This window comes from Nocardia thraciensis (assembly GCF_054782435.1).
Genome location: NZ_BAAGSM010000001.1, coordinates 1 through 23,085, shown reverse-complemented (window position 1 = coordinate 23,085; position 23,085 = coordinate 1). Strand labels below are relative to the sequence as shown.

The window sequence follows — 23,085 nt, the reverse complement described above, 5'->3', positions numbered from 1 at the left end:
CCCGTGGCGCGCTACGAATCCCTGATCGAGACGCTCGGCAACACGCCGCTGGTGGGCCTACGCCGGTTGTCGCCGCAGTGGGACGGCGACGATCACGTCCGGCTGTGGGCCAAGCTCGAGGACCGCAATCCGACCGGGTCGATCAAGGACCGCCCGGCGCTGCGGATGATCGAGCGGGCGGAGGCGGCCGGGACGCTGCGGCCGGGTTGCACGATTCTGGAGCCGACCAGCGGCAACACCGGAATCTCGCTGGCCATGGCGGCCAAGTTGAAGGGGTACCGCCTGGTCTGCGTCATGCCGGAGAACACCTCGGTGGAGCGGCGGCAGCTGCTGACCATGTTCGGCGCCGAGATCATCGACTCGCCCGCGGCGGGCGGGTCCAATCAGGCGGTGGCGCAGGCGAAGCGGATCGCGGCCGAGAATCCCGACTGGGTGATGCTGTACCAGTACGGCAATCCCGCGAACGCGCTGGCGCACTACGAGGGCACCGGACCGGAGATTCTGGCCGATCTGCCGGAGATCACGCATTTCGTGGCTGGTCTGGGGACCACCGGCACGCTCATGGGCACCGGCCGCTTCCTCCGCGAGAAGGTGCCGGGCATCGACGTCGTCGCCGCCGAACCGCGCTACGGCGAACTCGTGTACGGGCTGCGCAACCTCGAGGAGGGCTTCGTTCCCGAGTTGTACGACGAATCGGTGCTGACCTCCCGGTTCTCGGTCGGGCCCTACGACGCCGTGCGCCGCACCCGGGAATTGGTATCCGAGGAGGGGATCTTCGCGGGCATCTCGACCGGCGCGATCCTGCATGCCGCGCTGGGCGTGGGCAATAAGGCGCGCACGGCAGGTAAACGGGCGGACATCGCCTTCGTGGTCGCCGACGGGGGATGGAAGTACCTGTCCACCGGGGCATACGAGGGCACGCTGGACGAGGCCGAGGAGAAACTGGACGGCCAACTCTGGGCGTAGGCCGCCCCCTCTGTGCCGGGATGACCGGCGATGGATCCCGGTAGTGACGGGACGGGTGCACCTCTCGGTACGCTCGGTATGTGGAGTCCGGATCCCGATCGGGCGCGTCCAGCCCGGACCCCGCAGGAGGCGATAGCGATGACCGCTGGCATGGGTTCGTCGTTCGATCCCGATCGGATCGCGGCACTGCGCGGGCAGCAGGGGAAATCCGCGGTCCCGCAGCGGGGTAGCTCCTCGCCCGCGCTGAAGTTGTTGTGGCAGCGGGCGATCGGGATGACGCTGGCCTTCGTCGCGCTGCTCTACGCCATCGAGGGCGTCGACACCCTCACCGACCACCGGCTCGACCAGGAGGGCGTGCAGCCCCGCACCGCCGACGGGTTGAGCGGCATCGCGTTCGGGCCGTTGCTGCATGCAGACTGGGCGCACCTGGTGGGCAATACGCTGCCCGTCATCGTGTTGGGACTGCTGACGCTGCTGACCGGGATCGGGCGCGGGCTGGCGGCGACCGCGATCGTCTGGCTGGTGGGCGAGACGGGAACCTGGCTCACCGGAGCCGCCGGCACCGTGCACATCGGCGCCTCGGTGCTCGTGTTCGGGTGGCTGACCTATCTGATCTCCCGCGGGATATTCGCGCGAAACCTCCGGCAGATACTGATCGGCGTGGGCGTGGGGTTGCTGTACGGGTCGATTTTGTGGGGTGTGCTGCCCGGAGAGCCCGGAATCTCTTGGCAAGGACATCTTTTCGGGGCGGTGGGTGGACTGGTTGCCGGTTGGGTACTCTCCGGGGATGAACGTCGTCGCCGCGGGGGTAGTGTCGGCCGCTCCGCGTCGCCGGGGTGATCGCGGAGCCCGGCCGGTGGTTTGGGGGATCCCCTCTTGAGCGAAAATGCAGCGTGGCAGCATGGGGGAATGCGCCTCACCGTCCTCGGGTGTTCGGGCAGTGTGTCCGGCCCGGATTCCCCAGCGTCGGGTTATCTGCTCACCGGACCGGATATGACGCCGACGGTCATCGATTTCGGACCGGGTGTGCTGGGGGCGCTGCAGCGCTATCAGGATCCTGGTGAGGTCGATATATTCCTTACCCATCTGCACGCCGACCACTGCCTGGACTTGCCGGGCTTGCTGGTATGGCGGCGCTATCACCCGAATCCGCCGAGCGGGCGCGCGATCGTCTACGGGCCGTCGGACACCTCGCTGCGGATCGGCAACGCCTCGGCCGAGATCGGCGGCCACTGCGACGACTGGTCCGACGTGATCGATATGCGTCCCTGGTCGGAGGGCGACAAGATCACCTTCGGTCCGGGGCACACCGTGCTGGCGCGGCGCATGTACCACCCACCGGAGTCCTACGGCCTGCGGCTCACCACCGCCAGTGGACGCACCCTGGTCTACACCGGCGACACGGCGTTGTGCCCGGCGGTCTTCGAACTCGCGCAGGGCGCCGACATCCTGCTGTCGGAGGCGTCGTGGACGCACGACCCGGACAATCGTCCACCGGGCATTCATCTTTCGGGCGCCGAGGCGGGCATGATCGCCGCCCAGGCGGGAGTCGGCGAACTGCTGCTGACCCACATCCCGCCGTGGACCTCGCGCGAGGATGTGATCGCGGAGGCGAAGGAACAGTTCAGCGGTCCGGTGCACGCGGTGTCACCCGGCGAGGTGATAGATATCCAGGCGGGTCCCGGATTCGTCGGAGGTTCCCACTAGGCTGCCTCGTGTGTCTAGACGAGCCGATGGCAGGGCGGACGACGAACTCCGCGAGGTAAGGATCACCCGGGGGTTCACCACGCATCCGGCGGGTTCGGTGCTGGTGGAATTCGGGCAGACGCGAGTGATGTGCACCGCGAGCGTGACCGAGGGTGTGCCGCCGTGGCGGCGCGACTCCGGATTGGGTTGGCTGACAGCCGAATACGCGATGCTGCCCGCGGCCACCCACACCCGCAGTGGCCGGGAGTCGGTGAAGGGCAAGGTCGGCGGGCGCACCCAGGAGATCAGTCGCCTGGTCGGCCGGTCGCTGCGCGCCTGCATCGACCTCGCCGCGATCGGCGAGAACACCATCGCGCTGGACTGCGATGTACTGCAGGCCGACGGCGGCACCCGGACGGCCGCGATCACCGGTGCGTACGTGGCGCTGGCGGATGCGGTCACCTATCTGGGCGCGGCGGGGCAGCTCGCGGATCCGCAGCCGATCTCGTGCATGATCGCCGCGGTCAGCGTGGGCGTGGTCGACGGCCGGGTGCGGCTGGACCTGCCCTACGAGGAGGATTCGCGCGCCGAGGTCGACATGAACGTCGTCGCCACCGACACCGGCACGCTGGTGGAGATCCAGGGCACCGGCGAGGGCGCCACGTTCCCGCGCTCCACCCTCGACAAGCTGCTGGATTCCGCGCTGGCCGGTTGTGAGCAGCTGTTCGCGGTGCAGAAGGAGGCGCTGGCGCAGCCGTACCCGGGCGTGCTGCCGGAGCCGGAGAAGAAGAAGTGACCGAGCGGCGGGTGCTGGTCGCGAGCCGCAATGCCAAGAAGCTGGTGGAATTGCGCCGCATTCTCGCCGAGGCCGGGATCGAGGGCCTCGAGATCGTCGGCCTGAACGAGGTGCCGCCCTACGACGAGGCGCCGGAAACCGGTGCGACCTTCGAGGAGAACGCGCTGGCAAAGGCGCGCGACGGCGCGGCCGCCACCGGATTGGCCTGTGTCGCAGACGATTCCGGCCTGGCCGTGGATGCGTTGAACGGGATGCCGGGCGTGCTGTCGGCGCGCTGGTCCGGCCGCCACGGCTACGACGCGGCCAACAACGAGCTGCTGCTCGGCCAGCTCACCGACGTCCCCGATGCCCGCCGCGGGGCGCGCTTCGTCTCCGCGTGTGCGCTGGTCGCCGACGGCCGCGAGGTCGTCGTGGTCGGCGAATGGCCGGGCACGATCGGCCGGAAACCGGTCGGCGACAACGGTTTCGGCTACGACCCGCTGTTCGTCCCCGACGGCGGCACCCGCACCTCGGCCCAACTCGACCCCGCCGAGAAAGACGCCGCCTCCCACCGCGGCCGCGCCCTCCGAGCCCTACTCCCTGTCCTCGCGGAGTTGGCCGAACGCTGACCTTCCCGCACCCCGCATTCGCTCTCGCACCCGCTACAAGCGCTGCACGGGGTGCGAGGGCATGCAGGGGGTGCGCGAAGTGCTTGTGCGCCGTCAGATGCCGTAGGTTTGTTTGACCTGTTCGGCGTTGATGTGTTCGACGTAGAAGGACAGGAAGGGGATGGTGCCTGCCAGGAGGGTGCCGATGGTGCGGCCGATCGGCCAGCGCACCTTGATCGCCAGGTCGGCGGTGATGATCAGGTAGATGAAGTAGACCCAACCGTGCACCACCGCGATCCAGCTCGGGGTGTCGACGTCGAAGCCGTACTTGGCGATCATCTCCGCGGTCAGCAGCAGCAGCCAGAGACCGGTGATCCACGCGAGCGCGCGATACCGAACGAGCGCGGGCTTGACCTTCGCTGGGTCGGCGGCGGTCGGCTTGGGGGCCAGCGCATCCGGCCCGGCGGTATCGGTGGAGTTGTCCGTGGCGCTCAACCGGCGCTCCTCTCGGTGATCATGCGTCGATGTCCGTTCGCGCACCCCGTGTTCATTTCCGCACGCGCTGCAAGCGATGTAGAGGGTGCGGGAATGGGTAGGGGGTGCGGGAGGCGTGGGGCCGCGGCGCTCACGGGGTGCTCCGCTCGGTGTCGCGGGTGATGAGACCGGCGGAGTGCATCTGCTGGTCCATGTCTTGCGCGTTCAGTTCGGCGAGGTAGCGGTTGTATTCGGCGAGAACTGGGTCGTCGTCGCGCGGCGCGGTCGGCCGTTCGGGCAGCAGGCCAGCCGGAATCTCGCGCGGGGCAACGGGTTTGGCGTTCGCACGGATTCGTGCAGCGGAAGTATCCGCATCGGACGATTCCGGCTCGCCCGCGTCGGTGTCGCGCTCCAGGCGCACGAAACGGAAGTAGGCGAACACCACGAACCCGGCGAACAGCGGCCACTGCAGCGCGTAGCCCAGATTCTGGGCGGTGCCGGTCGCCGACTCGAACCGTCCCCACTGCCACCAGCCCAGGGCCAGGCAGGCCAGCGCGGCGACGACCACCAGAATGATCAGAGCCGGGCGACGGTGTGGGGCGGACACGCATACCACGGTACCCGTCTACTACACGATACGTAGTGGCAGGGCCCGGAATTTCCACAGTGGAGCCGGGGTCCTAGAACTTGTAGGTGATTCCGGTCAGCCGCTCGGATTCCTCCCACAGCCGCCGCCACAGCCCGCGATCGTTCGACAGCTTGCTCGACGGCGCGGGCTTCACCGGGCCCTGCGCCCCGAACAACCGGGTCGGGCCCCAGTAGATGTTCGGGTCGGCGTCGGGCATCGTGGCGGCGAACTCGGTGGACTGCGCGGCCTTGGCGGGGGAGTGGCCGACCATCGCGATGAACGGCTTGGCGATCCGGTCGATCGGCGTCTCGGTCCGGGTGAACAGGTCGGTCGCCGAGACCCCGGGGTGCACGGCGTAGGAGCGCTTGGCCGAACCCGATTCGGCCAGCCGCCGCTGCAGCTCGCGCGCGAACATCAGGTTCGACAGCTTGGCCTGGGCGTAGGCCAGGTTGCGCTGGTACTTGCGATGCTCGTAGTTGAGGTCGTCGACCCAGAGTTTGGGCGTCTGCCGGTGCGCGATACTGGCCAGCGAGACCACCCGGTCGCGGATGCGGTCCAGCAGCAGCCCGGTCAGCGCGAAATGACCCAAATGGTTGACACCCCACTGGGTTTCGAAACCGTCTTTGGTGCGCGAGAACGGGATGTTCATCAGCCCGGCATTGTTGATCAGCACGTCGAACTCGCCGGTCTGCTCGGCGAACTCGCGGACCGACGCGAGATCTGCCAGGTCGAGCGCGGCCACCCGCACGTCGCCGTCGATGCGGTCGGCGATCTCCTGCGCCTTGGCGGTGTTGCGGCAGGCCATGACCACGGTCCCGCCCTTACCCGCGATCACCCTGCTGGTGTGCTTGCCGATACCGCCGTTGGCCCCGGTGATCACGAACGTCCGCCCGGTCAGATCCGGTATTTCGCTGGGATTCCACGCCATGGTGCGACCTCACTACCTACCGTGTACGAGAAGCGTCGGTGCATTCTCTCACGCCGACCTTACTCTAGAGTAAGTTCTGGCGAAAGTGTCTGGGTCGGTTGGTGTGCGCCGCTCATGCCACTCTGTAATACCGGAATTACCCGTCAGCTAATGGCCTCGAGCTGGATCGTTGTCGTGCCTGCAGGAAGAGTTCGATATCGCAGCACATACTGAGCTAATGACCGCAGCGCCCGCAGTCACCGATTCCGCCGCCGCGCCCGTCAGCCATGCTCGGGCCAATATCGTCTTCGGGACGGTCGTGCTGGGCATGCTCATGGCCGCGCTCGATCAGACCATCGTGTCCACCGCGCTGCCAACGATCGTCGCCGACCTGGGCGGCGCCGGGCATATGGCGTGGGTGGTCACCTCCTATCTGCTGGCGGAGGCGGTCGCGACCGCACTGGCGGGCAAGTTCGGCGATCTGTTCGGCCGCAAGCTGGTGTTCCAGCTCAGCGGGCTGATCTTCATCGTCGGGTCGATGGTCGCCGGGCTGGCGCACGGGATGACGTTGCTGGTGATCGCCCGCGCCGTTCAGGGCATCGGTGCGGGCGGGTTGATGGTGACCGCGATGGCGTTGATCGCCGATGTCATCCCGCTGCGCGAACGCGGCAAGTACCAGGGCGCGTTGGGCGCGGTGTTCGGCGTCACCACGGTGATCGGGCCGACCTTGGGCGGGCTGTTCACCGATCACGCCAGCTGGCGCTGGTGTTTCTACGTGAACGTGCCGATCGCGATTCTGATGATCGTCGTTGCGGCGCGGGCGATTCCGTCCGTTCGCGCGGCGGTGCGCCCGGCGATCGACTACGCGGGGATCGCGCTCGTGGCCGTCGGTGTGAGCTGTCTGATCCTGGCGCTGGAATGGGGCGGGCAGGAGTACCCGTGGGGCTCCGGGATGATCATCGGGCTGTTCGTCGCGGCGGCAATTCTCTTGGCGGCCTTCGTCTTCGCGGAGCTGCGCGCGGCGGAACCGATGCTGCCGATGCATCTGTTCCGCAGCAATGTCTTCACCGTCTGCTCGATCCTCAGCTTCATCGTCGGCTTCGCCATGCTGGGGGCGATGACCTATCTGCCCGCGTATCTCCAGTACGTCAACGGGGTTTCGGCCACCGCCTCCGGGGTCCGCACGCTGCCGCTGGTGGTGGGGCTGTTCACCACGTCGATCATCTCCGGTCAGGTGGTCGGGAAGACCGGGCACTACAAGTACTTTCCGATCGCGGGCACCGGAGTGATGGCGCTGGGGTTGTATCTGATGTCGACGATGGACCGCACCACGGGCTTCTGGCTGGAGTCGCTGTACATGCTGATCCTCGGGCTCGGGATCGGCCTGGCCATGCAGGTGCTCACGATCGTCGTGCAGAACACCGTGCCCTATTCCGACCTCGGCACCGCCACCTCCGGCGTGACATTCTTCCGTACCGTCGGAAGTACCTTCGGCGCAGCGATTTTCGGCACTCTGTACAGCAATCAGATCGGGAAGGATCTGGCCGGGGCGCTCGCCCAAGATCCCGGGATCCCGCCCGCGGCCGCGGGCAATCCGCAACTGCTGCGGGAACTTCCGCAAGCGCAGCGGATTCCGATCATCGACGCCTACGCCCACACCATCGATCACGTGTTCCGCTGGGTGGTTCCGGTGGCGGTGCTCGGATTCCTGGTGGCGTGGTTCCTCGAGCAGGTGCCGCTGCGTGACAGCGCCCGCGCCGAGGCCACCGATGTGGGCGGCGGTTTCGCGGTGCCGGATTCGGTGGACCGCGTTGTGCGGCTGGAACATTCGCTGGCCAGCGTGATGCGGCGGCTGCGCGACGACGAACTACCCGATCCGCGCATTCTGGCGGCCGCGGAAAGCTCGCTGACCCGCGATCAGGCCTGGGCCATCGGACAGGTGGAGATGCTGAACCGGGTGCGCGGCGGGGCCACGCTGGCGTCGATCGCCCGCGCCCACTGGATGCCGCCGGAGGTGCTGGAACCGGTGTACGAGCGGGCCGTTCACAACGGCTATGTCGAATTCGACGGTGAGCTGATCGATCTCACCGATTCGGGGCAGCGCGAGTTCGACCGGATCTTCGCCGCGTGGCGCCGGTGGCTGTGCGGCTACCTCGACGACTGGGACTGCTCGGACCCCGAGGACCGCCTCCTGCTGGATCGGGCGCTGGACAATATCGCCGCGAAGTTGCTGGACGAGGCGGACAGGCCGGGGGCGTTGCCTGCGCATGCGTCCCCGTAGTTCCGGCAAAAAGCGCGCCGGAACTACGGGGAATCAGGGGTGGGCCGGAACGACGGGGTCGGACCGGCCCCGTGCGTCACGCCCTGGCGAGTTCGGAGTGGACGTCGACAGGGATGTCCCAGTCGATGGTGTAGCTCTGTTCGCGGGTCAGTGTTTTCTCCAATTTCATCAGTTTGGCCATGGTGGGCATGAGAACCGGCATCATTCGGCGCATGATCGGGCCCATGGTCTTGCTGTGGCTGATCTTGGCGCCGCGGGCCGCGATCTTCTCGACCCGGGGGCGACGGATCCGCTCGTAGGCGGCGAAAGCCGTTGCCGGATCGTCGAAGTCGCGCAGGCAGCGGGCCAGCTGGATGCCGCTCTCGATGGCCAGCGACGCGCCTTGGCCGGTGCTGTTCGACGGTGCGTGCACCGAATCACCGACCAGGACCATCCGCCCGCGGTACCAGGTCGGCACCGGCGGCATGATGTGCAGCGCGCCGACCGAGACCAACTCCTCGGGCGTGGTGTTGCGGGCCAGTTCGCCACCGGGCACGTCCTCGCCGTATGTCTCACGCAGGGTGCGCAGCCACTGTTCGGCCGGTACCTGCTGTGCCTCGGTCAGCGACATGTACTGCTTGTGCGGGAGGTTGACTCCCCAGCCGACCCGACCGTCGGGCAGCGACCAGTACAGGTAGTAGGCGTTCTTGCCGAAGGCGAAAACCATTGTCTGCGGCGGGATTTCGAACGAACACTCGGTGTAGGCGCCGAAGCCGAGCATGCCGAGGTATTCGGCGGTCGGCGCCTTCGGATCGATGAGGGCGCGGACCTTCGACTTGATGCCGTCCGCCCCGATCAGCAGATCGGCTGTGGCGGCGGAACCGTCGGCGAAGCGGGCGGTGACGCCGTCGCTGTGCTCGTCGACGCCGACCAGCTTCTTGCCGTACTCGAACGGCACGCCCGCCGCGACGGCCCCGTCGTGCAGCACCTCGTGCAGGGCACCGCGGTCGACCACGTGCAGCGGTTCCAGCGTGGCGGGCACCGGGGCGGTGATCTGCTTGTGCCCCATCGACATCATGGTGTTCGTCATGGGCAGCGCGGCCTTGCGCAGCGCATCGCCGAGGTCGACGATGTCCAGGGCGGCAAGGCCGTTCGGGGCGAAGCCGAGCGCGCTGCCGATGTTGTAGGCAGGTCCGGGATACGCCTCGTAGACGCGGGCCTCGATGCCCGCCTTGCGCAGCGCGGTGGCGGTCACCGGTCCGGCGATGCCGCCGCCGACGACCAGAGCGGTCCGAATGGACATAAGTGTTCTCCCTGGTGGGTTCGGATGTCCGCACCGATCCACGCGTAGGGAGCCCAGTTATCCTGTAGTTGCCAAACTCGGTCCGGGTTCGCCCCGGGTGGATGCGGTTCGAGACGGTGATTCGATCGGGCTCGGCGAGGTGTTGCCGCACCTCTCCGGGCCCGGTTTTCCGCTGGACACGTATTCACGTGCCGTCGTCTATGTGAATTCCCCCCTTTCGACCCGCTCGACGACCTCGGCAGGCGCCATGCCCTCGGCGTGCCATTGCCGCCACGGCGCCACGCCGGGGAAGGTCCCCGACGTCAGTTCGTCGCGCAGCGAGCGCACCCAGGCGGCCTCGGCCCGCAGCATGGCGATGTCGTATTCGACTTCGATGAGAAACAGCCGCGGCACCGCGGCGGTCTTCGCCAGGTCGTCGCGGAGGCGGGCGATCGCTCGGTCCAAACCCTCCAGCCGCGCGCTCAACAGGGAGATCACCTCGTCGGGCGGGAGCAAGGAGGCGATGGACAGGCCCGCCATGAACCGATGCGGCTCGGGTTCCGGCGTCGAGAGCAACTCCCGCGTCCAGTCCTCGAGCTCGGCGCGGCCCGCCGGGGTGGTGGCGTAGATGGTCCGCTCCGGCCGCGAGCCCTCCCGCTCGCTGCCGACGACCTCGAGGAAGCCGTGCTTCTCCAGGTTCTGCACCACGGTGTACAGCGAGCCCCACTTGATGTCCATATCGCGTTCTTTGCCGCGCTGCTTGAGTACGGCCGCGATCTCGTAGCGGTGCATCGGCCGCTCGACCAGCACCGCGAGTACCGCTAGGGCCTGCAGATTGCCGACCTTTCGCTTCTTGACCACCACACCTCCTTATTCGTCCACGAATATACGTCTACGAGTATTCGGTGGCAAGTGCGACGGTGTCGGTGAATTCGTCGTCCGGCATGTCGAGCCGATCGCGGAGGTGATCGGCCAGTACGTCGCCCACCATCCGCTGGGTCGCGCGCAGGGTGAACCCGGACGCGGACGACCGATGCCGCGCGTCCATCATCGGCCGTCCGGCCCCTCATGCTCGGCCGGGACATGCGACCGCCCCGGGGTGCGGCGTGCCGGCGCCGGGACCCGGGGCGGTGCTCGTCACGAGCGTGGCGGACCGTTGTGCGGCGCGTGTTGTCCCCATGCGCCGCGCGATTCACCAGGGATGATGAGGGAAACCCCGGTGCCGCGCGCACAACCGACCGATTGCATCGTGACGTTCGGCGGCCGATGAGGGTGAACGACCGCCGAAGTCTGGTCTACTATCTACGTACGTAGACAGTAGAATATGCTGCCGGGATCGGTCAAGTAGATATCGCGGCCGCACCACCTGACCTACTGTCTATGTACGTAGATAGTATGCACATGGGCTGTACCGGTTGTTCGGAGCGGCCGACGACTAGGAGGTGCTGTGCGTACGCGCGGATTCGGGGAACTCGAGACGGTGGTCATGGACCGCCTCTGGAACCGAGACGGCGACCCGACCACCGTCCGGGAGCTGTTCGACGAGCTGACCGCTGAGCGCGAGATCGCGTACACGACGGTCATGTCCACCATGGACAATCTGTACCGCAAGGGGTGGCTGGAACGCCGCCGCGAGGGCAAGGCCTTCCGCTACTGGCCGACCCTGACCCGCGAGCAGCACAGCGCGCGGCTGATGCGGGAGGCACTGCACGACGGCGGCCGCTCCGACCTGGTGTTGGCGCACTTCATCGAGCAGATCGGCCCGGAGGAATCCGAGCGGCTGCGGGCCGCGCTGCGACGATTGGCGGACGGTACGTGACCGTGGCGATCGGCCTGTTCGGCTACGCGACCGCGGTGGCCATGGTCGCGCCGCGCGTCCTGCCGCGGCTGAACCGGCACGGGGTCGCGCCGCACCTGGGCGTGGCGGCCTGGCTGACGCTGATCGCGAGCGTACTCGGATCCTGGACAGTCGGCCTGGTGCTGGCGCTGGCCGACATCACCCGGACCTGGTTCCATCCGGACCGTTTGGTCGCCTCGGGCCTGCACGAGGCGGAGGAGATCGCCACCGGGCACGCCGGGCTGGCGGCCCAGCTGGGCCTCATGGCGGTGATCTGCGCGTTGACCGCGCTCGCGATCGTGCTCGGCATCCGGCTGGCCCGGCTGCAGCTGCGCATGCGGCTGCGGGCGCACGAGCACGCCGACGCGCTGCGGCTGACCGGGCGCCGGGTGCGGCGTCACCAGGTCGCCGACCTGGTGGTGTTGGACACCGCCGAACGCGCGGCCTACTGCGTGGCGGGCGCGCCGAGCGTCGTGGTGGTCACCACCGGCGCTCTGGCCGCACTGGAAGACGACGAGCTGGACGCGGTGCTGGCGCACGAGCACGCGCATCTGGAACGCAGGCACCCCTTGGTGCTGACGGTGATGCGCGGGCTGGCGACGACGTTTCCGCGGCTGCGGCTGTGCACGGTCGGCGCGCGGGAGGTGGCGCGGCTGCTGGAGATGTGCGCCGACGATGCCGCGGTGCGCAGGCACGGTCGCGCGCCGTTGCTGTCGGGCCTGCTCACCCTGTCCGGCGCGGCGCCCGCCGGGGCGCTGGCCGCCAGTGGAGCGGATGTGCTCGCCCGCGCCGAGCGCCTGGCCGCGCCGCGGCCCGGGTGGCACGTCCACACCCGTGCCGGACTCCTCACCGGTATCGCGCTGGGCGTCGGCGGGCCGCTGCTGATCGCCGCCACCGCCGCCTCGGGGATCCTGATCTGCTTGCTGTGAGTCGCGCACTCAGCCCCGCAAGGCCGCGGACAGCCGAGCTACCTCCCGACTCGGTCGCCAGCCCGCCGTCCGAGATCAGCACGGTCTCCGGCTCGAACACCACGATCGCACGGTAGAGCTAGGGTGGCGGCTGTGCGGATCTTTCTGGCTGGTGCGAGTGGAGTGCTGGGCGTCCGGCTGACGCCCCTGTTGGTCGCGATCGGGGCCGAGGTGGCCGCGCTCACCAGGTCGCCGGGGAAGGCCCCCGCGCTGGCCGAGATGGGAGCCGAACCGGTGGTGTGCGACGTGTTCGACGCGCCCGCGCTGGAACAGGCGGTGCGCGCCTTCGCCCCCGACCTGGTGCTGCATCAGCTCACCGACCTGCCCGACGATCTCGCCGAGTTGCCCGCCGGGCGCGCCGCCAACGCGCGGATGCGGCGCGAGGGCACCGCCAACCTGGTGGCGGCGGCGCAGGGGGCGGGCGCCGCACGCTTTCTGGCGCAGAGCGTGGCCTGGGAGATGGGCGGAGAAGGTCAGGAAGCCAAGGAATTCCTGGAATCCGCCGTGCTCGACATCGGCGGCGTGGTGCTGCGGTACGGCCAGTTCTACGGCCCCGACACCTACTATCCGGAGACCGGGGACTTTCCCGATCCGCCGCGCATCCACATCGATGAGGCCGCGGCACGCACTGTCACGGCCCTCGATCTCGCCTCGGGAATCTACGCGCTCACCGACATCGGGCAGACGGATTTCGAACCCGTGCGGTAGGGGCGCCGGTGCTACCGTCGGGCCGTGGTGAATCGGCGCGATATCCAGCACCGACCGGGTGCGCCCGCCCGGCCACTGGCACACCGGCACCGCGCAGGTGGTGCCCGACGATGACCCGCGCGCGTGTGAAGGAATTGTCGTGCGCATCGATCTGGACCGACCGATCGGCTCCGCGGGCGCGTCACAGCGCCACCGGGGCGCGTTGTTCGGTATCGTCCCAGGTGACCGGGCTTTTCGGGGCAGCGTCCACGACGCTGGTGCAACGAAAGGGTTCCGACCATGGAGTCACCGGACAGTCGGCCGCCGACCGCGCCGCCGAACAGGGGGAACAACACCGCGCGCAGTGTCGCCGTCGTGGCCGTGGCCGTCGCTGTCATCGCGGTGGCGGCTCTGGTGGGGGTGCTGCTCGACCGGTCGGACAAGGACACCGCGACACCGGGCACCTCGACCGGCGCCCGGCCCGCCTCGACCGGGGCCCGCGGCACGTCGGCGGCGCCGCTGCCCCCGCGCCGGGTCGGCGGGGACTGTTCGGCCGGTGGCATCGTCGCGCAGTGGCAGCCCGCGCCGGACGGCAGCCTGAACTGCACACCGCGGTCACAGATCGTCGAGCGCCGGATAGGCGACGACTGCACGCACGACGGCATCATCGCGCACTGGGGTCACGGACCTGACGGCGGTTGGGTGTGTATTCCGCAGCCGCAGGCTCCCCCGGTCGAGGAGCCCGCGCCCGTGCAGCCGTATGTGGCGCCCTATGTGCAGGAGGAGGCTCCGGCCCCCGAAACCGAGCCAGAACCCGAACCGGAGCCCGCGCCGGAGCCCGCGCCGCCGCCTCCACCCGCGCCGCCGCCGCTCATCCAGCTTCCGCCGCTGCCGCCGTTCCCCGGGATCGGCTAGCCGCGGTGTCGGGGCCCTCGCCTAGGGTGCAGGAGTGCCTCGCGAGCTGACCGATCTGCCCTATGCCCGGTTCCTGGAGCCCTTCGGTGCCGAGCCGGAATCCGATGCCGACTACGAGAGCGCGCACATCGACGGTCGCACCTTCGAGGGGCTCGATATCGGCGGCAGTAAGTTCGTCGAATCCGCGTTCACCGCAACCGAATTCAGCGGTGGGGTCATGCGGTACACCCGATTCGACGATGTCTGGCTGCGGCATGTGCGGTGGATCGGCACCAACCTCGGCCAGACCGGTTGGCTGAATACCGAACTCGTCGACTGCGCGCTGTCCGGGGTGGAGGCCGTCGGATCGCAGCTGCGCCGGATCCGGTTCGAGGGCTGCAAGTTCGATTCGGTGAACCTGCGCAACGCGCTGCTCCAGGACGTCACGTTCGCCGACTGCGTGCTGCGGGACACCGATTTCGGCGAGGCGGCACTGACGCGGGTGAGCTTCCCGGGCACTCGGCTGGACGAGGTCGCGCTGCACGGCGCGGCGCTGCACGATGTCGATCTGCGCGGCGCGGTCACCCTGGAGATCACCGCGGGTATCGAGTCCCTGCGGGGCGCCATGATCAGCACCATGCAACTGCTGGACCTCGCCCCGGCCTTCGCGTGTGCGGCGGGAATCATCGTGCGCGACAACTGAACCCGCTTCAGGCGTGGGCGGTCTTGCCGCCGTCGATGACCAGCTGCGCACCGGTGAGGTAGGGGTGCTCCGGGGAGGCGAGGGTGAGCGCGAACGCGGCGATCTCCTCCGCGGTGGCGAGGCGTCGGCCGCGTAGTCGAGCGCCGCCGCCTGGACCAGCCCGACCAGGGCGCGCTTACTCGCCGTGTACGCGCCCCGCCCGGCCTCGGTGGCGAGCGTATTCGACGAGGAGGTCACCACAATGGTGCCACCGCCTGACCGAATCATATGGGGCACTTGGTATTTCATCGCCAGGAAGGTGCCGCGCAAATTGGTGTTCAGTACCCGGTCGAATTCGTCGGCGCCCAACCGTGTTCGGCTCGCGGTACCGGGTCTGCGGCCGCGCTGACACCGGGGTTGGCGGCGGCGACCGAATCCGGCTCAGGCGGGCACCGGCTCGGGTTCGCGGCGGGTGCCGTGGAATCCGGGCAGCCAGCGGTCGACCAGCGGGATCAGGTGGATCAACGGGCCGATGCCGAAGGCGTAGACGAGGGTGCCGATGCCGACGCTGCCGCCGAGCAGCCAGCCGGTCACCAGGACGGTCGCCTCGATGCCGGTGCGGATCGCCCACACCGGGCGGCCGGTGCGCTGTACGAGTCCGGTCATCAGGCCGTCCCGCGGCCCCGGGCCCATACCGGCGCCGATGTAGAGCACGGTCGCTATCGCGTTCAGCACCACGGCCGCGGCCATCGCGCCCACCCGCACGGGCAGCGCCTGCACCTGCGGGAGCAGCCACAGCCCGACATCCACCGAGATCGCGATCACCACCACATTGCTCACCGTGCCGAGGCCCGGCTTCTGCCGGAGCGGAATCCAGGCCAGCAGCACCGCCACCCCGGTGATGGCGGTCACGGTTCCGAAGCTCACCGGAACGTGCCGCACTACTCCCTGATGGAACACGTCCCAGGGGTCCAGGCCGAGCGCCGCGCGGATCATCACGGCCATCGAGAATCCGTACAACCAGAGTCCGACGTAGAGGGCACACAGGCGGCGGAGCAACATCCGGCCAGCATGCAACAGGACTGGACCCTGGATGCAGGGCCAGTGGCCGATTGCTGGACCCTGCGCGAGGGTTCCAGCGTGGATATCCCGTCGCGCCCGAGCGTGCGCGCAAGCTATGCCCGGATCAGCGCGGGTCCGGGGATCTGGCCGCGGTCATTCGCAGGGCTCGTGGCTCGTCAGCGCGCGCAGTAGTGGACCGCCGCGCTGCGCGGGATCGCCGAGAAGAGGCAGCGCCCGCGCCAGCAGGTCGCGGAGGTTCGGGCAGGCCCGTATGTCGGCGGACCCGCAGTCCAGCGCGTGCCCGATGGCCGTCAGCGCCGCCTGCGCCTGCGCGATCTGTTCTTGCAGCCGCACCTGGTGCGCGCGCAGCAGCCTGCGTCGGGCGCCGCGGTCGGGCGCGGCGATGAACAGGTCGCGGATCTCCTCCAGCGACAGGCCGATTCCCTTGGCGACCAGGATCAGCGTGACGGTCTCGGCGTCGGCCTCGCGGTAGCGGCGACGCCCGGCCCGGTCCCGGTGCGGCGCCAGCAGCCCCATCTCCTCCCAGTGCCGCAGCACGTGCGTGGCCAGCCCGAATCGGACGGCCAGATCGCCGATCGACAGGTCCGCCGTCTCTCGGACCTCGGAGTCGAGAGAGCTGCTCATGTCACCAGTGTGCAAGTTCAGGCCGACCTGAAGTCAATACCGGTAGCATGCGTGGGGTGAATCCCGTTGCCGCACGTGTGATGTCCACCCTCGCCGGTCAGCTCGGCAATCCGCACGGACTGCTGGGCAAGGGCGTGGCGGCCATGCTGAACCGCGTCAACCGCTTCGCGATCGAGGGCGCCGCCGAGGCCGCCGCGGTCGCCCCGGGCGAGGCCGCCGCGGATATCGGCTTCGGCGGCGGCGCGGGGCTCTCGCTGCTGCTGGACCGGGTCGGCGCGGACGGCACGGTGCACGGCGTGGAGATCTCACCGGATATGCTGGCGCGGGCCAAGTCTCGGTTCGCTCGCGATATCGGCGCGGGCAGGCTGCGCGTGCTGCAGGGCTCGCTTACCGAACTACCGCTGGCCGAATCGAGCCTGGACGCCGCGATCACGGTCAACACCGTGTACTTCGTACCCGAACTCGACCGCGCCTGTGCGGAATTGGCACGGGTGCTGCGCCCGACCGGCCGCGTCGTGGTGGGCATCGGCGATCCGGACGGGATGGCCGAGATGCCGTTCACCGCATACGGATTCCGGCTGCGCCCGGTGGCGGAGGTGATCGGCGCGCTGGAGCAGGCGGGCCTGACCGTCGAGGACCGCGTCATCGACCACAAGCCGATCCCGGCGCACCTGCTCATCGCCCGCCCGGTCTGAGCGCACCGGTTTCAGGCGGCGCCGCGCCGATATTCGCGAGGTACCGGTATCCGTACGATACGGGCGTGGACATGAGTGCGAGTGTGCGGTTGCCGGAGGACTGGGAGGCGCGCGTTCGCGATGCGCTCGCCGCGTCACCGCGTCCGGAACTGGCGACGGGTGCGCTGCGTAGGCTGGGTGCCGGGATGGACAGTGTGGCGCTGCTGCTCGAGCGGCCGGAGGGGCCGTACGTGCTGCGACTGCCGCAGGATCCGCACGGGGCCGCGGGGATCGCGCACGAGGCCCTATTACTGCCGGAGCTGGCCGATCGCCTCGCGGTGCCGATCCCGCGTTTCCTGTTCACGGCGCCGAATCCTTTGGGGCCCGGTCAATTCTGTGTGTATCCGGCGGTTCCCGGCGAGTCGCTGTCGGACGAGCAGTGGCAGCGGTTGGGTCTGCTGGACCTGCCCGCGACGCCCCGGCGGATCGCGGAGCTGATCGAGGGCGTGCACGGCTTCTCCGTGGTGCGCGCGCGGGAGTTGGGGGTCGAAACCTGGGATCTGCGAGCGGAATTCACGGCGGATCTGAAAACCGTTCGTGCCGAGGTGGTTCCGCTGCTGGGGCCGACCGAGGCGGATGCCCTGCTGCGCGCGTGGGAGGGCTATCTGGGCGACGACGCCAACTTCGACTACCGCCCGACCCTGACGCACGCCGATGTCAGCTTGGACCACCTGCTGGTGACGGGTACGGAGATCACCGGTCTGATCGATTTCGGAGATGTCGAGATCGGCGACCCGGATTACGACCTGTGCTACCTGTACCCCGACGCCGGACCGGATTTCGTGCGGCGGGTACAGCACTGCCGCGGAACGGAACTCGGCTCGCGGCAGGAGGCGAAGCTGCGATTCTGGGCGTGCGCGGATCCAGCGCTGGACGTGCTGCACGCGGTGGAGAACGGGATGCCGGAGTTCCGGGAGGAGCGGCTGCGGGTGCTGAGCGAGGCCCTGGCTCGCTTCCAGCTCGGGTAGGTCGATCAGGCCGCCGCCGCTTCCCGCACCACGTCGACACTCAGGAAATCCGGCGCCTGGATCACGTAGCGCAGCATGAACCGTATGAACGCGGGCATATCGCTCGCCCGCTCGTCGCGGTAGACCTGGGGATTGCCGACTTCGTAACGGCGCCACCGGCTTTCGAGCTCGCAACCCTCGGCCGCGAGCACGTTGCGCACCCAATCCGATTGCGGCCCATAGGTCAGCGCGATCACGTAGCCGCCGCGCCGGCGGAAGGCCCACAGCGGAGTCCGGAATGTCTTGCCGGACTTGCGCCCTCGGTGGACGACGACCGCCCACCCCGGCGCCCAGGGAGCGATGAACCTGGTGAGCCTGTTCAGCCCGAACTTGTTGGCCCGGGCGACCCATCGCGGAGCAGGCATCGGGAACTCCTCACTTGTTGAGTTTCTGATCTCAGACTAGCCCCGCGCGGAGAAGAAAGTCAACGACTGTAGAATTTCCGGCATCATGCCTCCGATCGGACGACGCCCAGGAAAGACCGACACCCGGCAGGTGCTGCTGGACACCGCGCGCGGCAAGTTTGCCGACGCGGGGTACGAGCAGACCTCCGTGCGCGACATCGCCGCCGCGGCGGGCGTCGACCCCGCGCTGATCAGGCACTATTTCGGAAGTAAGGCCGAGCTGTTCCGCGCCACCATGGGCTGGCCGTTCGATCCCGCCGATATCGCCGGTCGTGTCGTCGAGGGCGACCGCGGCGAGCTGGGGGCGCGGCTGACCCGGGTGTTCTTCGAGGCCTGGGATCGGCCGGAGTCGCGGGCCCCGTTGCTGGCGATCCTCCGCGGGGCCGCCACGCACGCGGATTCCGCCGCCCTGGTCCGGGAATTCATCCAGCAGCAGCTGTATCCCCAGCTCGCGGCGGCGCTGCCGGGTCCGGACGCGGAACTGCGGATCGACCTGTCGATGGCGCAGCTGCTGGGCATCGCCTACCTGCGCTACATCCTGCGGGTGGAGCCGATCGCCTCCGAATCGCTGGACGAACTCGTCACCAGAGTCGCGCCGGTGATAACCATGCACCTGGCAAAGCCTGGCGAGTGATTGATCGTCGGTCCGCACGAGCAGTAGCGCAACCACCTGTCCGCCCGATCCACACCGAGTCGGGGCGGAAAATCGGTTGCGCCATATCGCAGAATGGTTCGGTGCGTGAACAGCAAGTGCGGCTCGGCGATGCGGAGATTCCGGTCGTGGACTTCGGCGGTAATGGACAGGCGGTGGTGGCGCTGCACGGGAGTTTCGGGCGGGGTGGCATATTCGTCGGGCTGGCGCGTGAACTGTCCGAGCGGGTGCGGATCATCGCCCCCGACCAGCGCGGGCACGGCCGTTCCGGGCGGTCCGAGAGCTACGCGAGCAACGACTTCGTGGCCGATGCCGCCGGTTCGATCGAGGCCCTCGGGCTCGCACCGGCAGTGGTGTTCGGGCATTCGCACGGCGGAATCACCGCCTATCGGCTCGCCGCCCGGCGTCCGGACCTCGTGTCGGCGTTGATCATCGAGGATGTCGGCCCGGTGATGCGCGCACCGGAAATCGAGCGGCCGACGCTGGACGTGCGTGGCTGGCCGACCACGGCGGCCACGAAAGACGAACTGGCCGAGGCGATCCGGGCGCGTGGCGTACCTGACCCGGGCTACTTCATGCAGAGCGCGGTGCCCGACGACGACGGGTGGCGGCTGCTGTTCGACTGGGACGACATGATGGCCGTGCAGGAGGGCGGGCTCGGGGACTGGTGGGCCGATTGGCTCGGATCCACCTGCCCCGCACTGGTATTGCGCGGCGAGCACTCCCCACTGCTGCCCGCGGAGTTGGCCGACGAGATGGTCGCCCGCCGCCCGCGCACTCGGCTCGTCGAGTTCCCGGGTGCCGGGCATTGGATACACGACGACGATCCCGCCGGGGTCGCCCAGGCGGTGGGTGATTTCCTGGACGAACTCCAGCGCGCGGAACCCCTTCAGTCGGGGCCGTAGTGCGGCCGGACGAAACCCCCAGTGGTTCAGCTAAATTCGTATCGCATGAACACGTCCGCGCGCTCGTAGGGCATCGGCCCGATCCGATCACTCGGGACGTGCACGAATCCGACCGACTCGTACAGGTGCACGGCGCTCCGCAATGTGGTGCTGCTGCCGAGGAACAGTGCGGTCGCGCCCTGCCGCCGGGCGAATTCGATCGCTTCGCGCAGGATGACCCGGCCCAGGCCGCGGCCGCGCAGATCGCGGGCGACCGCCATCTTCGACAGTTCGTACTCGCCGTGGTCGCCTTCGGGGACCAGCGCCACGCATCCGACGGCCTCGTCCCCGGCGCGGGCGATCAGCACCTGCCCGCCCTTGGCGACGATCTCGCGCTCCGGATTGTCCAACAGCACGCTGTCGGCGGGTTCAAGGGAGAAGATCTCGAGGATCCAGTCGAGGTTGAGCTCCTTGAACGCCCGCGCATCGGCCGGGCTCGACATCGGCTCGACGACGAGGGATTCGAGCTGTGCGGGGGCAACGGGTTCGGTCTGCTGTGTCACGGTGGTCAGCTTGCCCGGCAATGACTCATCACGTCCAATACTTGATAGGTCGGATTGATATCTTGAGCTTATGGTTGATGGGGTCGAGCTGCGGCATCTGCGGTACTTCCTGGCGGTCGCCGAGGAACTGCATTTCGGTCGCGCGGCCGCTCGGCTGCATATCGCTCAGCCCGCGCTGACCCAGCAGATCCAGCGTCTGGAGGCGATGCTGGGCACCCGGCTCTTCGACCGCACCTCGCGCACCGTCGCCTGCACACCGGCGGGTGACGTGCTGCGGGAACGCGCGGCGGCGATCCTGGGCCATGCGACGCGCGACCTCGACGAGGTCGCGCGCATCGGCCAGGGCAGTCAGGGGCGCCTCTACCTCGGCTTCGTGCCGTCGGTCCTCCCGCTGAAGCCGCTGCGGAGCGTCCGGCAGTTCCGCGACCGCTATCCGCTGGTCCAGATCGAACTCATCGAGGGCTACACCACTCATATGATGGCGCAGCTCGGCTACGGCGCGCTCGATATGGCGATCGTGCGCGACCCCGACGAGCAGGCCGGGACGGTGGTATTTCCGCTGGCCACCGAGCCGTTCATGGCTGTGCTGCCCGTCGACCACCCGCTCGCGGGACGTCGCGAGATCACCGGCGCCGAACTCGCCGACGATCCGCTGGTGTTCTTCCCCCGGGCGGCGGGTTCGCACGCGCACGACAAGAATCTGCGCCCGCTGGTGGAGTCCGGCCGCATGCCCCGCATCGTGCAGGAGGGCAACAATTGGACCACTATCCTCTACCTGGTCGGCGAGGGCCTGGGTATCACCGTCGCCCCGCGCAGCGCCACCTTCACCGCCCCGCGGACCGTCCGCATCCTCCCTCTCGCCGAAACCGCCGCGACCACAACGGTTTACGTCGCGCACCGCGTCGGCGACGACCGCGCCCTGGTCCACAACTTCCTGGCTCTGCTACCGAGCGAACAGTTCGAGTAGGGGACATCACCCATCGTCATTGCCGGCACGCCCATCGTGAATTCAGTTGCGGCGGGCATTATCCTGATGATGTGGAACTGTGCAGGCGATTTACGCACCCCCGGCCGCCGAGCCGCGGGTGGAATCGTATGCGCTCATTCGCGTAGCTCCCGGGGTTGTCGGCCGGGGTCGTCCCCGAGCCGACCGACCGCGAGGAGCCCCCGATGTCCACCTATCTCACCCCCGCCGAGCTGGCCCGGGCCTTGTCCGTGCGGGACGTGACCGATCCGGCGCAGGGCTACCATGCCGCACAAGGCTTGCTGGACAGCGTGATTCGAGCGCTGAGCGCTGCCTGGCCGTCCACCACCGTGCGTACCGTCCGCACGACGCCGATCGTGGCGATCACCGACAATTACGATCTGCTCGGCTACGACCCCGCGGATGTGACCCGCGACGCGCGGTACACCCGGTACCTGAGCCCGACCACGATGCTGCGCAGTCACACATCGGCCGATATCCCGGCCGTCCTGCGCGGCTATTCGACAGCGGCGGAGGGTAATTCGACCGACGCGCTGATCGTGCTCCCAGGCCTGGCCTACCGGCGCGACGTCGTCGACCGCATCCACGTCGGCGAACCGCAGCAGGTCGATCTGTGGCGGCTGCGTTCCGGGACCACCGGGGCCGGGGAACTGCGCGAGATGGTCGCCCACCTGGCCGACGCGGTGCTCCCGGGCGCGCGATGGCGCATGGTCCCCGCCCGGCATCCGTACACCCGCGGGGGCCACCAGGTGGACGTGTGGCAGGGCGAGTGGCTCGAACTGGCGGAATGCGGTCTGATCGCCGACCACGTGCTGCGCGGCGCCGGACTCGACCCGGCCCGGTGGTCGGGTCTCGCGCTCGGCATGGGGATGGACCGGGCCCTGATGCTGCGCAAGGGAATTCCCGACATCCGGTACCTGCGGGCCGAGGATGCCCGCATCGCCGGGCAGATGGTCGATCTGAGTCCGTGGCGCCCGGTGTCCACGATGCCCCCCGTGCGCCGCGACCTGTCGGTGGTGATCGCCGATGACACCGACGACGAGACTCTCGGCGACACCGTCCGCGCGGCGCTGGGTGAGCGGGCTGGTGATATCGAGTCGATCCACGTGCTCACCCGAACCCGGTACGCGGACCTTCCGGCGCGGGCGCGCACCCGCCTGGCCATGTCGCCGGGCCAGGTCAATGCCCTTGTGCGACTGGTGATCCGGCCCCTGACCCACACCCTCACCGACGCGGAGGCCAACGCACTCCGCAACGAGGTCTACCGAGCGATCCACATCGGCCCCGTCCCGGAGCTGGCCTGAATCGTCCCGGCGAAAAGCATGCCGGGAAATAAGGAGCGGGAGCACGCCGGGAAGTGAGGTGGGAGTGCGTCGGGAATTAAGAGCGGGAGCACGCCGGGAAGTGAGGTGGGAGCACGTCGGGAGGTGATGTCGGCTGCCAGCCTGAAGGGACCACCGGTTTGCCATGAGCATGGGACCGGGTTGCGTCCGGT

The 23,085-nt window shown here is 68.8% G+C and carries 27 protein-coding genes and 1 pseudogene; 17 read left to right on the top strand and 11 right to left on the bottom strand.

What is annotated here, in order from left to right; all coding sequences use genetic code 11:
• The first annotated feature begins 3 nt into the window (after window positions 1–3).
• From ACYVLQ_RS00140 to ACYVLQ_RS00120, 5 genes are all read left to right on the top strand, one after another.
• A complete protein-coding gene (locus ACYVLQ_RS00140) occupies window positions 4–966 on the top strand; it encodes a PLP-dependent cysteine synthase family protein (RefSeq protein ID WP_460695261.1) in 963 nt (320 codons plus the stop codon).
• Between the two features lie 138 nt (window positions 967–1,104).
• Complete coding sequence (locus ACYVLQ_RS00135; protein ID WP_460695260.1) at window positions 1,105–1,806, top strand: rhomboid family intramembrane serine protease; 702 nt, start codon at window positions 1,105–1,107, stop codon at window positions 1,804–1,806.
• Between the two features lie 69 nt (window positions 1,807–1,875).
• Window positions 1,876–2,673 (top strand): cyclic nucleotide-degrading phosphodiesterase, encoded by a 798-nt coding sequence (locus tag ACYVLQ_RS00130; protein ID WP_460695259.1) that lies wholly within the window; start codon window positions 1,876–1,878, stop codon window positions 2,671–2,673.
• Window positions 2,674–2,683: 10 nt separating this feature from the next.
• Window positions 2,684–3,448, top strand: coding sequence for a ribonuclease PH (rph, locus tag ACYVLQ_RS00125; RefSeq protein ID WP_460695258.1), 765 nt, complete (start codon window positions 2,684–2,686; stop codon window positions 3,446–3,448).
• Window positions 3,445–4,056: a non-canonical purine NTP pyrophosphatase gene (locus ACYVLQ_RS00120; protein WP_460695257.1), complete on the top strand. Its 612-nt coding sequence runs from the start codon at window positions 3,445–3,447 to the stop codon at window positions 4,054–4,056. Before rph ends, ACYVLQ_RS00120 begins: the two co-directional genes overlap by 4 nt.
• 93 nt (window positions 4,057–4,149) lie before the next feature.
• On the opposite strand, the gene ACYVLQ_RS00115 is transcribed toward ACYVLQ_RS00120, so the two are convergent.
• From ACYVLQ_RS00115 to ACYVLQ_RS00105, 3 genes are all read right to left on the bottom strand, one after another.
• Window positions 4,150–4,485: a DUF3817 domain-containing protein gene (locus ACYVLQ_RS00115; RefSeq protein WP_460695287.1), complete on the bottom strand. Its 336-nt coding sequence runs from the start codon at window positions 4,483–4,485 to the stop codon at window positions 4,150–4,152.
• Between the two features lie 175 nt (window positions 4,486–4,660).
• The gene (locus ACYVLQ_RS00110; protein WP_460695256.1) at window positions 4,661–5,116 is read right to left on the bottom strand and encodes a transcriptional regulator; all 456 of its coding nucleotides are present in this window, start codon (window positions 5,114–5,116) and stop codon (window positions 4,661–4,663) included.
• Between the two features lie 73 nt (window positions 5,117–5,189).
• The gene (locus tag ACYVLQ_RS00105) at window positions 5,190–6,065 is read right to left on the bottom strand and encodes an oxidoreductase (protein WP_460695255.1); all 876 of its coding nucleotides are present in this window, start codon (window positions 6,063–6,065) and stop codon (window positions 5,190–5,192) included.
• A 217-nt stretch (window positions 6,066–6,282) separates the two neighbouring features.
• Between ACYVLQ_RS00105 and ACYVLQ_RS00100 the strand changes: the two genes are divergently transcribed.
• Complete coding sequence (locus ACYVLQ_RS00100; RefSeq protein WP_460695254.1) at window positions 6,283–8,325, top strand: MDR family MFS transporter; 2,043 nt, start codon at window positions 6,283–6,285, stop codon at window positions 8,323–8,325.
• Window positions 8,326–8,401: 76 nt separating this feature from the next.
• On the opposite strand, the gene ACYVLQ_RS00095 is transcribed toward ACYVLQ_RS00100, so the two are convergent.
• The 3 genes from ACYVLQ_RS00095 to ACYVLQ_RS00085 all read right to left on the bottom strand — a co-directional run bounded on the left by ACYVLQ_RS00095 (window position 8,402) and on the right by ACYVLQ_RS00085 (window position 10,637).
• Window positions 8,402–9,607 (bottom strand): FAD-dependent monooxygenase, encoded by a 1,206-nt coding sequence (locus ACYVLQ_RS00095; protein WP_460695253.1) that lies wholly within the window; start codon window positions 9,605–9,607, stop codon window positions 8,402–8,404.
• A 198-nt stretch (window positions 9,608–9,805) separates the two neighbouring features.
• Window positions 9,806–10,447, bottom strand: a complete 642-nt coding sequence (locus ACYVLQ_RS00090) for a PadR family transcriptional regulator (protein WP_460695252.1) — start codon at window positions 10,445–10,447, stop codon at window positions 9,806–9,808.
• 31 nt (window positions 10,448–10,478) lie between these two features.
• Complete coding sequence (locus ACYVLQ_RS00085) at window positions 10,479–10,637, bottom strand: hypothetical protein (protein WP_460695251.1); 159 nt, start codon at window positions 10,635–10,637, stop codon at window positions 10,479–10,481.
• Between the two features lie 396 nt (window positions 10,638–11,033).
• Here ACYVLQ_RS00085 and ACYVLQ_RS00080 point away from each other — a divergent pair, with 396 nt between their 5' ends.
• The 5 genes from ACYVLQ_RS00080 to ACYVLQ_RS00060 all read left to right on the top strand — a co-directional run bounded on the left by ACYVLQ_RS00080 (window position 11,034) and on the right by ACYVLQ_RS00060 (window position 14,675).
• Window positions 11,034–11,405 (top strand): BlaI/MecI/CopY family transcriptional regulator, encoded by a 372-nt coding sequence (locus tag ACYVLQ_RS00080; RefSeq protein ID WP_460695250.1) that lies wholly within the window; start codon window positions 11,034–11,036, stop codon window positions 11,403–11,405.
• Window positions 11,402–12,352, top strand: a complete 951-nt coding sequence (locus ACYVLQ_RS00075) for a M56 family metallopeptidase (RefSeq protein ID WP_460695249.1) — start codon at window positions 11,402–11,404, stop codon at window positions 12,350–12,352. The genes ACYVLQ_RS00080 and ACYVLQ_RS00075 overlap by 4 nt, the downstream gene beginning before the upstream one ends.
• Before the next feature lie 132 nt (window positions 12,353–12,484).
• Window positions 12,485–13,099, top strand: coding sequence for an NAD-dependent epimerase/dehydratase family protein (locus tag ACYVLQ_RS00070; protein ID WP_460695248.1), 615 nt, complete (start codon window positions 12,485–12,487; stop codon window positions 13,097–13,099).
• 279 nt (window positions 13,100–13,378) lie between these two features.
• Complete coding sequence (locus ACYVLQ_RS00065) at window positions 13,379–13,993, top strand: hypothetical protein (protein WP_460695247.1); 615 nt, start codon at window positions 13,379–13,381, stop codon at window positions 13,991–13,993.
• A gap of 34 nt (window positions 13,994–14,027) precedes the next feature.
• Entirely contained in the window at window positions 14,028–14,675 is a 648-nt protein-coding gene (locus ACYVLQ_RS00060; protein ID WP_460695246.1) for a pentapeptide repeat-containing protein, read from the top strand.
• 7 nt (window positions 14,676–14,682) lie between these two features.
• Here ACYVLQ_RS00060 and ACYVLQ_RS00055 read toward each other — a convergent pair.
• From ACYVLQ_RS00055 to ACYVLQ_RS00045, 3 genes and pseudogenes are all read right to left on the bottom strand, one after another.
• A pseudogene (locus ACYVLQ_RS00055) lies at window positions 14,683–15,023 on the bottom strand (SDR family NAD(P)-dependent oxidoreductase).
• A 72-nt stretch (window positions 15,024–15,095) separates the two neighbouring features.
• A complete protein-coding gene (gene yczE, locus ACYVLQ_RS00050; RefSeq protein WP_460695245.1) occupies window positions 15,096–15,716 on the bottom strand; it encodes a membrane protein YczE in 621 nt (206 codons plus the stop codon).
• Window positions 15,717–15,869: 153 nt separating this feature from the next.
• On the bottom strand, window positions 15,870–16,361 hold the full coding sequence (locus ACYVLQ_RS00045) for a MerR family transcriptional regulator (RefSeq protein ID WP_460695244.1): 492 nt from the start codon (window positions 16,359–16,361) through the stop codon (window positions 15,870–15,872).
• An 80-nt stretch (window positions 16,362–16,441) separates the two neighbouring features.
• On the opposite strand from ACYVLQ_RS00045, the gene ACYVLQ_RS00040 reads away from it, so the two are divergent.
• Complete coding sequence (locus ACYVLQ_RS00040) at window positions 16,442–17,056, top strand: class I SAM-dependent methyltransferase (protein WP_460695286.1); 615 nt, start codon at window positions 16,442–16,444, stop codon at window positions 17,054–17,056.
• Between the two features lie 71 nt (window positions 17,057–17,127).
• Window positions 17,128–18,063: a phosphotransferase family protein gene (locus ACYVLQ_RS00035; RefSeq protein ID WP_460695285.1), complete on the top strand. Its 936-nt coding sequence runs from the start codon at window positions 17,128–17,130 to the stop codon at window positions 18,061–18,063.
• Window positions 18,064–18,068: 5 nt separating this feature from the next.
• On the opposite strand, the gene ACYVLQ_RS00030 is transcribed toward ACYVLQ_RS00035, so the two are convergent.
• Window positions 18,069–18,467, bottom strand: coding sequence for a nitroreductase family deazaflavin-dependent oxidoreductase (locus ACYVLQ_RS00030; protein WP_460695243.1), 399 nt, complete (start codon window positions 18,465–18,467; stop codon window positions 18,069–18,071).
• Window positions 18,468–18,552: 85 nt separating this feature from the next.
• Here ACYVLQ_RS00030 and ACYVLQ_RS00025 point away from each other — a divergent pair, with 85 nt between their 5' ends.
• Window positions 18,553–19,140, top strand: coding sequence for a TetR/AcrR family transcriptional regulator (locus ACYVLQ_RS00025; RefSeq protein WP_460695242.1), 588 nt, complete (start codon window positions 18,553–18,555; stop codon window positions 19,138–19,140).
• A 101-nt stretch (window positions 19,141–19,241) separates the two neighbouring features.
• Complete coding sequence (locus ACYVLQ_RS00020) at window positions 19,242–20,063, top strand: alpha/beta fold hydrolase (RefSeq protein ID WP_460695241.1); 822 nt, start codon at window positions 19,242–19,244, stop codon at window positions 20,061–20,063.
• Window positions 20,064–20,089: 26 nt separating this feature from the next.
• On the opposite strand, the gene ACYVLQ_RS00015 is transcribed toward ACYVLQ_RS00020, so the two are convergent.
• A complete protein-coding gene (locus tag ACYVLQ_RS00015) occupies window positions 20,090–20,605 on the bottom strand; it encodes a GNAT family N-acetyltransferase (protein WP_460695240.1) in 516 nt (171 codons plus the stop codon).
• A 70-nt stretch (window positions 20,606–20,675) separates the two neighbouring features.
• Here ACYVLQ_RS00015 and ACYVLQ_RS00010 point away from each other — a divergent pair, with 70 nt between their 5' ends.
• Together ACYVLQ_RS00010 and srmL are read left to right on the top strand one after the other, a co-directional pair.
• Entirely contained in the window at window positions 20,676–21,572 is an 897-nt protein-coding gene (locus tag ACYVLQ_RS00010) for a LysR family transcriptional regulator (protein WP_460695239.1), read from the top strand.
• Between the two features lie 203 nt (window positions 21,573–21,775).
• Window positions 21,776–22,894 (top strand): PheS-related mystery ligase SrmL, encoded by a 1,119-nt coding sequence (srmL, locus tag ACYVLQ_RS00005; RefSeq protein WP_460695238.1) that lies wholly within the window; start codon window positions 21,776–21,778, stop codon window positions 22,892–22,894.
• Window positions 22,895–23,085 lie beyond the last annotated feature (191 nt).